Source organism: Acinetobacter sp. ANC_7635, assembly GCF_056779945.1.
Window position 1 is genome coordinate 370788 of sequence record NZ_JBWYIS010000001.1, and the last position, 14634, is coordinate 385421.

The 14634-nt window shown below is 39.1% G+C and carries 15 protein-coding genes; 8 read left to right on the plus strand and 7 right to left on the minus strand.

All coding sequences use genetic code 11. The features are described 5' to 3' along the window. The first annotated feature begins 339 nt into the window (after positions 1–339). The 3 genes from AC1M89_RS01780 to gltS all read left to right on the plus strand — a co-directional run bounded on the left by AC1M89_RS01780 (position 340) and on the right by gltS (position 2418). A complete protein-coding gene (locus AC1M89_RS01780) occupies positions 340–609 on the plus strand; it encodes a hypothetical protein (RefSeq protein ID WP_481608397.1) in 270 nt (89 codons plus the stop codon). Positions 610–826: 217 nt separating this feature from the next. Then, positions 827–1072, plus strand: coding sequence for a hypothetical protein (locus AC1M89_RS01785; RefSeq protein WP_481608398.1), 246 nt, complete (start codon positions 827–829; stop codon positions 1070–1072). A 122-nt stretch (positions 1073–1194) separates the two neighbouring features. Beyond that, positions 1195–2418, plus strand: a complete 1224-nt coding sequence (gltS, locus tag AC1M89_RS01790) for a sodium/glutamate symporter (RefSeq protein ID WP_035264641.1) — start codon at positions 1195–1197, stop codon at positions 2416–2418. 49 nt (positions 2419–2467) lie between these two features. On the opposite strand, the gene AC1M89_RS01795 is transcribed toward gltS, so the two are convergent. Continuing rightward, complete coding sequence (locus AC1M89_RS01795) at positions 2468–3319, minus strand: alpha/beta hydrolase family protein (RefSeq protein WP_481592992.1); 852 nt, start codon at positions 3317–3319, stop codon at positions 2468–2470. Positions 3320–3439: 120 nt separating this feature from the next. Then, the gene (locus AC1M89_RS01800) at positions 3440–3892 is read right to left on the minus strand and encodes a DUF441 domain-containing protein (protein WP_092766204.1); all 453 of its coding nucleotides are present in this window, start codon (positions 3890–3892) and stop codon (positions 3440–3442) included. Between the two features lie 123 nt (positions 3893–4015). On the opposite strand from AC1M89_RS01800, the gene AC1M89_RS01805 reads away from it, so the two are divergent. Next, entirely contained in the window at positions 4016–4744 is a 729-nt protein-coding gene (locus AC1M89_RS01805; RefSeq protein WP_481608399.1) for a pseudouridine synthase, read from the plus strand. A 50-nt stretch (positions 4745–4794) separates the two neighbouring features. Here the strand turns inward: AC1M89_RS01805 and AC1M89_RS01810 are convergent, their stop codons facing one another. From AC1M89_RS01810 to AC1M89_RS01820, 3 genes are all read right to left on the minus strand, one after another. Next, positions 4795–5238 (minus strand): GNAT family N-acetyltransferase, encoded by a 444-nt coding sequence (locus AC1M89_RS01810; RefSeq protein ID WP_035264628.1) that lies wholly within the window; start codon positions 5236–5238, stop codon positions 4795–4797. A 121-nt stretch (positions 5239–5359) separates the two neighbouring features. Then, positions 5360–5662, minus strand: coding sequence for a type II toxin-antitoxin system RelB/DinJ family antitoxin (locus tag AC1M89_RS01815; RefSeq protein WP_481606985.1), 303 nt, complete (start codon positions 5660–5662; stop codon positions 5360–5362). 106 nt (positions 5663–5768) lie between these two features. After that, the gene (locus tag AC1M89_RS01820) at positions 5769–6692 is read right to left on the minus strand and encodes an RluA family pseudouridine synthase (protein WP_481606984.1); all 924 of its coding nucleotides are present in this window, start codon (positions 6690–6692) and stop codon (positions 5769–5771) included. A gap of 116 nt (positions 6693–6808) precedes the next feature. Between AC1M89_RS01820 and tsaE the strand changes: the two genes are divergently transcribed. The 4 genes from tsaE (at position 6809) to hfq (ending at position 10664) form a co-directional block, all read left to right on the plus strand. Next, positions 6809–7276 (plus strand): tRNA (adenosine(37)-N6)-threonylcarbamoyltransferase complex ATPase subunit type 1 TsaE, encoded by a 468-nt coding sequence (tsaE, locus tag AC1M89_RS01825; protein ID WP_179998232.1) that lies wholly within the window; start codon positions 6809–6811, stop codon positions 7274–7276. Between the two features lie 8 nt (positions 7277–7284). Beyond that, positions 7285–9237 carry a DNA mismatch repair endonuclease MutL gene (gene mutL / locus AC1M89_RS01830; protein ID WP_481613770.1) on the plus strand — a complete coding sequence of 651 codons (1953 nt, stop codon included), beginning with the start codon at positions 7285–7287 and terminating at the stop codon, positions 9235–9237. A 6-nt stretch (positions 9238–9243) separates the two neighbouring features. Beyond that, the gene (miaA, locus tag AC1M89_RS01835; RefSeq protein WP_481608404.1) at positions 9244–10188 is read left to right on the plus strand and encodes a tRNA (adenosine(37)-N6)-dimethylallyltransferase MiaA; all 945 of its coding nucleotides are present in this window, start codon (positions 9244–9246) and stop codon (positions 10186–10188) included. A gap of 89 nt (positions 10189–10277) precedes the next feature. Beyond that, a complete protein-coding gene (hfq, locus tag AC1M89_RS01840) occupies positions 10278–10664 on the plus strand; it encodes an RNA chaperone Hfq (RefSeq protein ID WP_481613771.1) in 387 nt (128 codons plus the stop codon). A 107-nt stretch (positions 10665–10771) separates the two neighbouring features. Here the strand turns inward: hfq and AC1M89_RS01845 are convergent, their stop codons facing one another. Both AC1M89_RS01845 and AC1M89_RS01850 read right to left on the minus strand, forming a co-directional pair. Next, entirely contained in the window at positions 10772–12070 is a 1299-nt protein-coding gene (locus AC1M89_RS01845) for a peptidylprolyl isomerase (RefSeq protein ID WP_481608405.1), read from the minus strand. Beyond that, on the minus strand, positions 12070–14544 hold the full coding sequence (locus tag AC1M89_RS01850) for an LPS-assembly protein LptD (RefSeq protein WP_481608406.1): 2475 nt from the start codon (positions 14542–14544) through the stop codon (positions 12070–12072). Before AC1M89_RS01850 ends, AC1M89_RS01845 begins: the two co-directional genes overlap by 1 nt. Positions 14545–14634 lie beyond the last annotated feature (90 nt).

Genomic DNA, 14634 nt, shown 5'->3' on the forward strand with positions numbered 1-14634 from the left:
AAAAGCATTGGTATCTTTCACCTACCGAGATAGTAGTTTAGTACAAGTAATATTAAGAAGAGATAAGATTATAGATATGAAAGGGATAATAATAAGTGAAAAAATTTGGTTTTATTCAGTTTTTGAAAAAAGAAGAGGAGAGATGCAGTAAATCCCAACGGGTAACACTAAAACGAATATAGTTTTTGAAAAGACTACACGCAATTTTGTCTTTATAGGACAATTCTTGAACAAGCATTGAGAAAGACTGCATAGAAAGTATAGCTTTAGAGTGAGTAAGCAATCAAGTTATAAAAGTATTTAGAATATAATTGATAAATTGAAATTCGGTTTAATAGTATGCTCCCACAATCCCGCTTCCTCTGTATCGGTGGTTTTCTCAACGGAACACAAGTCAAAGACCAAGGCGACAGCTTTGTTTGTATCACCAATGGAAAGAATGAAACTTATACGAAGAAGGTCATTTTCCATCAAGAAGCATGGGATCATGACTACTATGTGTTTGAAAACATCACTGATCAACAAGCCAAAGAGTGGGTGTTTCAAAAATATGGAGAAACCGTCATCTACCGAAAAAGAAAGCCCATGAAAAAGCCCCGTAATCATTAAATTAACGGGGCTAGTCGTACCACTCTCGTGATACTCATATAAGGCTCATCTCATACTGCCTGCATTAAAACATATTCACACAGATTCGTCATGCTGAATCGAATATAAATTCAAATTGACTACTGCGAAAATCTTACAAGCACGTAACCATAAATAAAACAGACAGCAACAATCTAAAAATGTGAAATAAATAGAATAAGCAAAAAATGAACACAGCATGAATATAATGAAAACGCTACTTACCTTAAGTTTAATCAGTCTATCGCTCATTGCATGTTCAAGCGTGGAGATTAAAAATTCTGATTCAGAAGAAGACGCACGTTATCAGAAATATAAAGATGAAACAGTAAACATGTCTGAATACGATAAGCAGCGCTATTACAATCAGCACCACCTAGGTGTAGTCGAGCCAGATCGAGTTCGCGAATCAATTCGAGAACAAAGAAGAAAACAATCGCAATAAACCAACAGTGCAGTACAAATAAATGTACTGCCTATAAATCATTGAAAAATTACATTTCAGTAGCTGAATAAAGCAAAAATCTTTGTGAAAATTGATTAAAATTAAAATATTAGGGAAATACAATGAATTTTGAAGTTGATGCCTTTGGCACCATCGTGATTGCCGTATTTTTTCTATTTATTGGGCGATACCTTGTCAACCGAGTCCAATTCTTTAAAAACTACAATTTACCTGAACCTGTGATTGGCGGTTTGGTCGCAGCAATTACAGCATTCATCTTATTTAAATTCTTTAATATCAGTGCCACATTTGATGCGCAAATTCAAAGCATTTTAATGCTGATGTTCTTTACCTCTGTGGGCTTAGGTGCAGATTTTGTTAAATTAAAAGATGGCGGGAAAGCCCTATTTATATTTTTGTTCTGTGTGATCGGATTTGTGATCGTTCAAAATATTGTTGGGGTGAGTTTAGCGACGGTTTTAGGCTTAGATCCTCTCATTGGTTTAATTGTAGGTTCAATCACCTTAACGGGTGGTCATGGCACGGCAGGTGCATGGGGGCAAGTGCTTGAAACCCAGCATGGCATTCAAGGTGCTATTGTATTAGGTATGGCAAGTGCGACCTTTGGTTTGATTATTGGTGGTATCGTGGGTGGTCCAGTTGCTAAATTTTTAATTAAACGTCATCAACTGGCTGACAAAATTGACAATGATCAAAACGAATCACAATTGGATGATCAGTTAAAATCTGCACCATTTGAATATCCAAAAAAGACACGATTAATTACTGCAAGTAATGCGGTTTCGACCCTTGGTATGTTTGCACTTTGTATATTCACAGCAAACTTAATGACAGATTTTAGTCAGGGTAAATGGTTTGAGCTTCCAACCTTTGTTTGGGCGCTAGGTTCAGGTGTGATTTTGAGAAATCTGCTTGAACATGTATTCAAAGTAAATATCTTTGATCGTGCGATTGATGTGTTTGGAAATGCATCGTTATCGCTCTATTTATCTATGGCATTGTTATCATTACAACTGTGGTTATTAGCAGATTTAGCAGGTCCGTTAGTCACGATTCTGATTGTGCAAATGCTGGTATTGATTTTATACACTGCTTTTGTGACATTTAAGGTGATGGGGAGTAACTACGATGCTGCAGTTTTATCAGCAGGTCACTGTGGTTTTGGTATGGGTGCGACGCCAACGGCTATTGCCAATATTCAAGCAGTAACCAATACCTATGGTCCTTCACACAAAGCATTCTTACTCATTCCACTGACAGGTGCATTTTTCATCGATATTGTAAATGCGATAGTGATCCAGCTCTCCATTGGGATATTGGGATAGAGCAAGTTTAAAAAAACCGCCTTAAAGGCGGTTTTTTACTTATGGAGACTTATATATGCAGTTGAGATTCGATCATCGGCCAAATATTTTGATGCGACTGTTTGAACATCATCATGTGTCCAATCGCTTTATGGCCAAGCTCTTTGGGTTTGAGTTCGATCGCTTCAGTAGGTGCATTAGGATACAAACGAAGTAAATCCTGAACATTTGCTTCGGTTGCAATCTCATCATCACTTGCCCAAATGGCCGTGACAGGAATTCGTATCTCTTTGTGATAATCTTGATCTAGGGTAACCGTTTTGCCAATTGCATTAATAACATAGCCTGGTTGACTACAAAATTGAGCCCAGTCACGTGCAACATCTTTCGGTAGATTTTCCCCCATACCAATGGCTTGGGTAGGGCCGTAACCGAGCATCATACGTGCGAGAGGAAAAATACCTTTAAACATCACAGGGGCAAGTAGTTTCGTACGACCTTTGAGCCCTTTTACATGCCCAGTCGAACCTGCAATTGCAACGACTTTTGCAACTTTATCATGGTTGGGGGTAATCCCAATGAGTTGTCCGCCGGCGCTGTGACCGACAAGAATAACTTGCTTGGCATGGGTAAGTTGTAAGAGTTGATCAATCGCAGCGGGAATATCTAACTGTCCCCATTGCACAATACTTGCTTTGGATTGCTTCAATGGGCCATAAAGAGAAGCACCAATACCACTAAAATCAAACACCATTACGGCATAGCCTTGTTGGTTAAGCCATTCGCAAAATCGATGATAAAACTTTTGAGTAATTCCAGTGGCAGGGCACACCAAGACGGGAAGACGCTTTGAATGCTCGGCAGGAAAAAAGGTAGCAGCAAGTTCGTATTGATCCTGACGAATAATTTTAATTTTTTGCATAATTTAAACTGTGCAAGTATCCGTAATCAAAATACTTTACTGCAGTTCTAAAAGATCAAACCAACAAATAATGACTGTTGCGTTTGTGAAATGACTGTTCAGTCGTGAAAACAACCTGTTTCAAGAAGTGCCAATAATAATGGAAAGTATTCCTGCTGCAATTAAAGGTCCAACAGGGACACCACGTAAAATAGCCACACCTGCTACAGTACCAATCAGAAGTCCAGCAACAATATTTGGCTGATTCGCCATAAGCGTTACGCCACGACCACCTAACCATGCAACCAATAATCCGATTCCAATGGCTAAAATTGAGTTTAAGCTCAAGAATGACTTGAGGATATCTTTACCTGGAATGGTGCCACTGGCAATTGGCGTGAGTACGCCAATGGTGAGGATAATAATGCCGATGTTTAAACCATGCTGTTGAAGCAATGGAAAATACTCGTTTAAAGGGGTGATACGAAATACAATAAGTACTGCGACTGCAATTGTGACAGCTGTATTTTGACTGAATATTCCACATGCCAATAAAATGATTAGAACGATTAAATTGAGGTCTAATTGAGACATAAAGAAGATCCAGTGCTTATCAGGACAGTACTTGAAAGTTATAATAGTTTAACTGATTTAAAGTCTGCATTCAGATGGCATCCTTTAAATTTCAACGAATATTGTAAGTAATGGAAGTGATTCATGGTTCTGGAAAAAATGTTACAGTCTCAAGGCTTTGGATCACGAAAATATTGTCAACAATTAATTAAAGCTGGTGCAGTGGTCATTGATGGTACTGTGATCACGGACCCGAAATATAAACTGAAGCTTCAAGGTCTTAGCTTCCACGTGTATAACGATGAATATACTTATCGTGAAAAAGTTTATATAGCACTCAATAAACCTGTAGGCTATGAATGCTCGCATCAAGCGACGCATCACTTCAGCGTGTTTGAATTAATCGATGACATATTGTTGCAAAGGGGAGTGCAAACTGTCGGACGTTTAGATCAAGACACGACTGGTATATTGCTACTTACAGATGATGGACAATTTCTGCAAGCGCTGACTCATCCTAAAAAACATGTTCCTAAAGTTTATCAAATGCATACAGTAGATCTAGTCACTGAGCAGCAAATCATTCAATTGGGTCAAGGTGTAGAGCTTCGCAATGAAACAGGATTGTTTCAAGCAACAGACATTCAACTCATAAGCGAACAACACCTACAATTTACAGTGCATCAAGGCGTTTATCATCAAGTAAAGCGTATGGTTGCTGCTGTGGGAAATCGTGTTGAATCATTGCATCGACTGCAAATTGGACAATTAAAATTAGATCAGCTTGCTGAAGGTGAATATTGCTATCTCACTGAACAGCAAATACTCGCTGCCAAAAATCAAAGTCCTGATGCTCAACTCCTTGAGATTTAAATCATCAATGCTAAAGACTCTATTCTCAAGACGATATGTTATGTAATGCCTTAAGATAGAAAGCAATGATAGGTTTGGAATTCATTGTCTTTGACGAAGCCCATCTTTTCGTAAAGTTGGTGAGATTGAAAGTTACTTCGTTGTGTCTCTAATGAAATTCGACTGGCTTTTTCGGATTGTGCAAACAAAATTGCAGTGTCAATGAGTTGTTTAGCTGAACCTTGTCTTCTATAAATTGGAGTGACATATACATCATCTAAAATGTAGTAGCTTGAACAAGCATGGGACGAAAAACCTAGATAAAGAATCACGAACCCAGTGATTACATCATTTTTGATGTGAATAAAAATAACACTTTGTTGGTTTTCGAATCGCTGTTTTAGAAAATCATAGGATTGTTGAATATTGGATGATGCACCATAAAACTGTCGGTATTCATCAAAAAGTACAGCGAGTTGATTGAGATCTTCTGTTGTGGCTTTCCGTACTATCACTGTTAAGCTCTCCTCAGATCATTATTTTTAATGTTGTTATGATGAAGAGCTAAACATATTTGCGCAGAGTGCTGTAAATTAAATTGTTTAAAAATACGACAAAGTTAACTTATGTCAAAAATTAATCTTTATCGCTTTCACCCAAAAGTGCATTCAATTCTGCAAAAAAATCGTCGTCATCTAAACTCGAAGTTGTAGTGTTGGAATCTTGATGTTCTTGCTTAAGCTTTTTAAGTTTCAACAATTGATCCATGTTGATCGTTTGATTTTCGATTGCAAAAGGAATGGACTTTGTCAGTACAACTTGTTTGAAAAATAAACGCACTGCTTGCGCTGGTGTAATCCCCAATTGCTTAAAAACTGCAAAGGCTTGTTTTTTTTCTTGTGAGTCAAGTCGGACTTGATAAACTTCTGTTTTTCTCATGAATTAAAACCAAACGACTCTAAATTTAAGTGCTTATTTTAATCTAAGTAAATGTAATTTCAATGTCTGAACGTGAAAATTATATAAATTTGTCATTACAATGAACCTACAATGTCAGTGTTTGCGTGCTTTTAAAGTGCATTTCAATATTTAATATCGGATCAATAAATTGAAGCTCATCAGCAAGTAATTGCAACGGAGCACTGAAATCATCCTCAGCTTTATGCGCGATTACCGGATAAAAAGGATCATGTTTGATTGGAATGTTGAGCGCATTGAGGTGAACGCGGAGTTGATGTTGCTTACCGGTCAGTGGTTTCAAAATATATCGTCCCCACTGTGAATTGTGTTCTATCAGGTCAATTTCAGTGACAGAATTGGTGACGCCTTCACATACTTTCATTATATAAAATGGATTTCCCTTTTCCATGCGCAATTCGACTGTTTGTGGAAAGACTAAATCTTTTGAGTAAGGTGCGATGGCTTGATATGTTTTGGATACCTTTCGATCTGCAAAAAGTTGTTGATAGACTCCGCGACTTTCGACTTTTTTTGAAAATAAAACAACACCTGCTGTTTCGCGGTCTAAACGATGAATCGGTGTGAGATGAGGATTATCAGTGAACTGCTTTAATCTCACCAATAAGGTTTCTTGAACATATTGACCTGTCGGACTCATGGTTAAAAAATGAGGTTTATCCACCACGAGCAGATCATCGTTTTCGTATAAAATTTTTTCCTTAAACGGAACATGAATTTCGTTTGCTAAAAAACGATAATAAAAAATATGAGAATTAGGTTGATACGCCGAGTTGATTGAAAGTTTGTTGCCATCTGCATTATAAATAAGACCATCTTGAAAACGTTGTTGCCACTCCAGTGCGTCTATATGAGAAAAGGCTTGAATGAGAAAATCATAAATCGTAATTGGGGAGATTTGTAGATTTGGAAGAAATACTTTGCTGGCTGTTACACCATTGATCATCGGTGGCGTAAAACTTGGGGCACTTTCTGAATTTGATTTTGGCATAACAAGACAACAGAATAAAAAAATGATCAGATGAATGAGTTTTTGAACAAGTCTAGATAGGCACTGTTCAGGAGCATGCTATTATACCTCTTCAACAGATGTCTAATGTGATCCAGATGCAATATTCTTTTCAACTCAACTTAAATGATGAAGCAGATACTCAAAAATTAGCTGCATGTTTAGGGCAGTGTATTGAAAAGGGTGTCATATACCTCATTGGAGATTTGGGTGCGGGTAAAACCACCCTGACGCGTTATTGGCTACAAAATTTAGGTCATCGTGGTGCGGTTAAAAGCCCGACTTATACACTGGTTGAACCCTATAAAATCAATCAGCAGGATGTCTTTCATTTTGATTTGTACCGTTTGAATGATCCTTATGAACTTGAGTTGATGGGTATTCGTGATTATCTGGATATTGCTGATGCGCTATTCTTGTTTGAATGGCCCTCTAAAGGTGGTGACGAAATTCCAAATGCAGATGTTATCTTGAATATTGAGAAATCTGATGATGAATCAGTACGTCATGTCACGATTTCTTCAAATGATGAAGCTTTACTCGCAAAATTAAAGACACAGTTTTAAATAATTCTATGGCGCATGATCTTAGCTTGAATCGAATTCAAACCTTATCTCCTGCATTAGCAAACCAAATTGCTGCGGGAGAGGTAATTGAACGTCCTGCATCAGTGGTGAAGGAACTTCTAGAAAACTCCATTGATGCAGGTGCGACTGAATTAATCATTCGAGTCGAACAAGGCGGTAGTACGCTGATTGAGATTATCGATAATGGCAAAGGAATTCATCCTGAGGATCTTCCGCTTGCGGTCATGCGTCATGCGACCAGTAAAATTCAAACTGCTGAAGATTTACATGCAATTGTGAGCTTAGGTTTTCGCGGAGAAGCCTTGGCTTCCATTGCTGCTGTTTCGCGCTTGACCTTGACCAGTAGTCGTGATGATTCAGGAATTGGTTATCAGGTCGAAGTAAACGGCACGGCCTTTGATCATCAAGAGATTCAAGCTGTTGCTACTCAGCAAGGCACACACATACGTGTACAAGATTTATTTTTTAATGTGCCAGCAAGACGAAAGTTTTTAAAAAAGCCAAATACGGAATTTGGTCACATTGAAGAAATCGTACGGCGCTTAGCCTTAACGCATTTCGATATTCGGATTGTGCTGGAACATAATGGTACTATCCGTTTAAATTTGCCTGTCGCAGACAGTGGTCAACTCAGATTTCAACGTGTACAGCAGCTTTTAGGCCGACAATTTACGGAAAATGCGTATTGGATCGATGCTGATAGTGTCAATATGCGCTTATCAGGATGGTTAGGTCATCCTTCTGATGCTCGAGCACAAAGTGATTTGCAGTATGTGTACGTCAATGGTCGTATCGTAAAAGATAAAACAATCTCTCATGCTTTGCGAATGGCCTATGATGGCATCTTACATGGGCATCAACATGCAGCTTATTTGTTGTTCTTAGAAGTTGATCCTGAATTTATTGATGTGAATGTGCATCCGACTAAGCATGAAATTCGTTTTTTGAATCAACGTGAAGTACACGAATTTGTACGTCATTTTGCCAAAGAAACTTTGTCGCAATTTCAAACTGCGACTGCGGATTTAGCCCAGGCTTTAAAGCTTGATCAAGATGTCATCGCACCATCAGTACAGTTACCACGTTATCAAGAGCAATTTAATCTGCATCAAAATGCTCCAGCATCGCCTCCTATGTCCCAGACGTTGCAGGAATCGAGTCATGAGGGCTATTTAACAGATTTTAGTGTTAAACAGCCTCAGTCAGTTCAATATAGTGCGCCGAGCCAGCCTTATTCAAATTCTAATATCAGTAATGCACTCAAATCTTATTTGGCACCTTTGAAAGAAACGTCATCTAATTTTGAAGTTCCTCATGATGCTGAGATAGAATCAACATCGTCTAGAGTTGATGAGTTCCCCTTGGGGATTGCAATTGCACAACTTCATGGAATTTATATTCTGGCGCAAAATTCTGAAGGTTTGATCATTGTGGATATGCATGCTGCGCATGAGCGAATCTTGTTGCAGCAAATGAAATCTGCTTGGGATAAACCTGAATTTTGGACATCACAGCAGTTGCTTATTCCAAAAGTGATTTCAATTACACGCATGCAAGCCACGCGTATCGAAGACCTTAAGCTTCAGTTGGCGCGGCTTGGTTTAGAAATTGATCAATATGGCGATGAGCAAGTGATAGTGCGAGGTGTGCCTGCTATTTTGCACAAAGCTGATTTTAATGCATTAATCCCAGAACTTTTGAATGATCTTGATCCCAATGATGAGGCCAGTGCTTTACAACAAAAAAGAGACCATATCTTGGCAGGGATGGCATGTCATGGCGCAGTGCGTGCGCATCGAATGTTAAGTATTTCTGAAATGAATGCACTGTTGAGGCAGATGGAACAAACTGAGTTTGCAAGTCAATGTAATCATGGACGACCGACTTGGAGAGTTTTTCCACTTAGTCAATTAGATAAATTATTTGCTCGAGGAGAGTAATTGTACATGTCAAATCAAATGCCAGTCATCAACTTAATGGGGCCGACTGCGAGTGGGAAAACTGCTTTGGCATGCGAGCTATATGAGCGCGGTAATTTTGAAATTGTTTCAGTGGATTCTGCGTTAATCTATAAGGACATGGATATCGGTTCGGCAAAGCCATCAAAAGAAGAGCAGGAACGATATCCACATCACTTGATTGATATTATTACACCGCTCGAGGTTTATTCGGCAGCTCAATTCGTTGAAGATGCATCGCTGCTGATTGATGAAATACATTCACGCGGTAAGACCCCAATTTTGGTGGGTGGGACGATGTTGTACTACAAAGCACTGTTGGAAGGCTTGGCAACGAATCTCCCTAATGCTGATGAAAAGGTACGTCAACAAATTGAAAATGAAGCCATGGCATTCGGTTGGGACAGCGTCTACGAAGAGTTAAAACGTGTCGATCCTATGGCAGGTGAGAAGTTTAAAGTGAGTGATCGTCAGCGCATTATACGCGCGCTAGAGGTCTATCGTCTGACAGGTCGACCTATCACTGAGCTTCAAGCTGAACAGCCTAAAAAACAGCCATATCGTTACAATTTTAATAATTATGCGCTATTACCTGATCGTGTAGAATTACACAAAAGAATTGAACTGCGCCTAAAAATAATGTGGGATATCGGTTTTTTAAATGAGGTGGAGTATCTGATTGAAAAATACGATTTAAACGATAATTTGCCATCGGCGAGATCTGTTGGATATCGCCAAGCTTTAGATTTTCTTAAAAATAGTGATAGAAGTCTCAAATCTAAGCAAGATATGGAAGACAAGTGTTTGTTTGCAACACGACAACTTGCTAAACGTCAATACACTTGGTTACGTTCTTTGCAAGAAGCGCACAGTTTTCAAACTTTTTTGACGATAAAGCAAGCTCAAGAAGACTTGCGAAACTTATATGGATAAAGCAAAATTTACTCACTATCTTTTTTATAAATTTTAATTGAAAAATAAAGATAGTTTTTTTGCGCTGATTTTATTTTTTGGAGTATAACATGTCTAAAGGTCAAACTTTACAAGATCCGTTCTTAAACTCTCTCCGTAAGGAACGTATTCCAGTTTCAATCTTTTTAGTCAACGGTATTAAATTACAAGGCCATATCGAATCATTTGACCAATACGTTGTATTATTAAAAAACACGGTAAGCCAAATGGTTTACAAACACGCTATTTCAACAGTTGTACCTGCACGTAATCCACGTCCTGCTGGTGCTCCTGCAGGCGCTCCTGCTGGTGCTCAAGGCGGCTTCGGTGGTCAACAAGGTGGCTTCGGTGGTCAAGGTGGCTTCGGTGGTCAAGGTGGCTTTGGTGCCACTTCTACACCAAACTTTGATGGCGAAACAAAATTTGATGATGCTCAAGAAGACGATAACAATCGTTAATTTTTGAGTAATCAAAAAGGCACCTGATGAAGGTGCCTTTTTTTATATGAACAGCCTAAAAATTAAAATTAAAGCCCCCATAGTGGAGGCTCTCAATTAAGAAAAAATTAGTTTTGGTTGGGTTGTTTAATTTCAACGTATGTACTTGCGCGAAGCTCTCTTAACCAGCCATCTAACTCTGCATCAAATTGACGGTCACCAAGAATTTGGCGCGCTATGCGTTTTTGCTGTTCCTGAGTCATGTCTTGCTGACGTGCATCAGTAACTTGCAAAATATGCCAACCAAACTGTGTTTCAAAAGGTTCACTGACTTCGCCAATTTTCGCAGTCTGCATTTTTTGATCAAACTCTGGCACCATCATACCTGGTGAAACCCAACCTAAGCTACCACCATCACGTGCAGAACCTGGATCATTAGAATAAGTTGCAGCAAGGACTGCAAAATCATCACCTGCCTTTACACGGCTATAGATACTGTCAATAGTGTGTTTGGCATTTTCAGGACTCACCACTTCAGAAGTCTTAATCAGAATATGGCGAGTTTGGTATTGTGGCACAATTGTCTTTTTCTGATTTGACTTGCGCTCTAAGAGTTTCAACAAGTGGATGCCATCTCGAGCCTGAATTAAATCAGTAGTATTGCCTGGTGAAACTAAAGCGATACTCGATGCAAGTTCTTCTGGAATATCTGCGATTGAGCGCGAGCCCATATCTGCACCTTCGACTTTAATTGTAGATGTAGAAAATTGTTTCTGTATCGCATCTACATCATTCGAAGCTTGAAGTGCATCTTGAACTTGTTGCGCGACTTGAGTGAGTTCTTGTTGAGAGGCTTCACCAGAAATTCTGAAGTGAATCACGTGAGCTTGAGTACCCACAGCAGCTTGACCTTCCGGTGATTTGAGGAAGTTTTCAACATCTTGGTCGCTGATTTTGATGCGTGACATCACTTGTTGTTGACGTAAGCGCTGAATAGCAAGATCATCAGCGACTTTAGCACGTAGGTTTTCATAAGTGCCTGGAGCCATACGGTCAAGCTTTTGCTGGAAGTCTTCTAGGCTATTGCTGTTCGACTGGCGAGCAACATTAAGTACAGCATCATTTAAAGTTTTTTCATCAACTTGAATGCCATAGCGTTTTACTTGTTCAAGTTGCGCATTTTGGATGATAAGTTTATTCAGAGCTTGATTTTCAAGTACCTGAAGTGGTGGTACATCCTTTTTTTGAGCTTTAAGCTGATGTTGTAGCTCAGCGACACCTTGTGCAATGTCACTTTTTAAAATGGCGCTTTTGCCAACAATAGCAACGATTTGATCTGATGGGTTTGCATAACTTGACACTGATGCAGAAATAACAAGTGCTAACGCTGAAGCTTTAAAGAGTTGTTTTAAATTTTGCATCTTCATTAATTCGTCCAATTTTGTTTAACTTTATCGAAACCCAAGATTCGATTTTCCAGTAAAGAGCTTAACTTACTGTTTAAGCCACCAAGTCCTTTAAGTGTAAACTCTGCCATTACAGCACGTTTTTGTTTGGTGTCTGGTGCATTAACATCATCTAAGTCATTGTAATAAGAGCGACCATAGACCGAAACACCCCAGCAGCACGACTCATAATTAATACCTAAAAGGTACTCGCGTGCAACACTGTTGTCTAGATCATATTGCATATGACCCATCAAATTCCAATTACCTTTCACAGGTTGTATAAAGGATGCTGTAACTTGGTCATAGTGGTCTTGACGATCTTCAAGTCGCTTACGATTAAAATAACCAAAGTTGTATAGGTTACCTTGATCACCTGTGTAATACACTTGTAGATCACGTTGAGCATTATCTCCGTTAGACATCCACATTGAGTTTGCATTCACAGTAAAGTTCTGAGAAAGCTGGCTGGCAATGCTGATCACAGGACCAGTTTGACGCTCAGTATTAAATGGGTCATTTTGACTATTATTCAAAGTCACCTTACGGTCTTCAAAATAGTAACTTTGTCCGATGCTGGCACGTAAACGTTCTAATCCGATTGTATCAAAGAGGCTGTAACTTACCCCGAGTGATAAGAAGTTATTATCTTCTAGGCGGTCGTGGCCATAAAAGCGACGTGGATTAAAGAGTTGATCGTAATTCAGGGACGCTGCGGTTGAGTCAAAGTTCGGTGAACTGTTTTGATTTCTGTGTGGTGCATAAGCATAGAATGCACGTGGTGTGATGGTTTGTAAGAATTTTCCATCTTTTTCAAAGATAAGACCAGCATCTAAAGTAAACTCTGGAACTATAACTGCATTATCTTTGGTGTTTTTTCTTTGTTCTTCAGTGATACGATCAATCGTATTTTGATCAAAGAAAGTATTTATAGAGCGAACTGATGCTTGTGGTATAAAGAATGACCACTGATTGCGGAAGTTATATCGAGCAGAAAACTCATTATAAAGACGTGTACCACTTGGTTGATAAATGGTGTCCATATTTGAGTTGTCTGAAGCATTTAAGTCATTAATATCTTTTTGGAAATATGCTGTATCGTTATTAAATTCATATTCCAGTCCTTGCGGATTACCAGTGATATAATTGACGAGCAATTGCGGTAGTCGTGCATAGGGGCGATCAACATCATCAACATCAGGGTCTAGCGTCTGGAAGTCTTCAACTTTGAGTTGCGCGCGTAACCCTGGAATTCCATTCGCGTAATTAAGATCCCAAGCGCGGCGTTGGTTTAACTCTGTTCTTGTATTCGGATTGCTGTCTAGATCTGCAAAGAAGTCTTTATCAGAAACATAGTTATATTCTAGGTTGGTCGTCCATTGGTCATTGATTTTCCAATTGTGCACGAGGTGTAAATCTTTACGATCTTCATCATCATATTTACGATCTTGTGCTAAATAACCACCCCAAATACGGCCACCACCATATTGTTCAGTCAGATACCTGAACTCACCTTCAGCCATCAATCCACGACCGCCAATGAAACGTGGGGTTATAGTTGCATCATAATTGGGTGCTAAATTGAGATAAATTGGCGCTTCAAGTTCTAAACCACCATCATTTGTATAACCAAAACCTGGGTTTAATAAGCCAGTGGTACGACGATCATCAATAGGGAAATTGAAATATGGCACAGCCAGCACTGGTGTGTTTTTAATATATAATTTAGTGCCTTTGGTCACGCCACGCCCAGTGTCTTGATTTAACTCAATCGAATTGGCTTGAATCTTCCACGTTGGGCTTTGCTCAGGTGGACACGTGCTATAAGTTGCATTCTGAAGGAGTAAAATATTGGGTGAGGTGCGCTCAATATTTTCTGCACGGCCATGCCCATGTGTCGCTTCTGAAATATAAAAGCTGTTATTGAGGCGTCCCGTTTGGGTTTTTAAATTGTAGTCAATTTGATCACTTTGAGCCAATAAACCCGCTTGTGCTAACTGTACATTGCCAGAAGCTTTGGCATGGGTCTGAGTATTGTCAATTTTAATCTTATCTGCACGAACCATACGACCTTGCTGATCGATGATGACATTGCCTTCTAATTCTGAATCACCATTTGGATTGTAATATGCACGATCAGCGGTGATGATCGATGTTGCTTGCTCAGGATCAACTGCTTTAGTATCAGGGCTGATTGGTGTCAACCAAGTTTGAGCACAAAATTTTGAGCTTGGGGAGAACGTGCTACGTTGTTGCGCTTCGGCTGAATTTTTATTGACATAATATTGATCAAAGAAGCGCTGACCAGGGTAGCTTTCTTTAATTGCAGTTTGAAGTGCTTGATTGTCCACCTCAGTTGTACTGTCTTTAGAGTCGGCATAACTTGAGACTGTGCTACCACACAATAAGGTTAAAATAGCAGTCGCCAAAGGGCTGAAAGTAAACTGATGCTTCATTTATATCATTAACCAAGTATGCAAATTGCAATTAATTATTGTCGCATCATAGAGAAAAAACGGATTAGTGGCTACACTTAGCACTTTAAA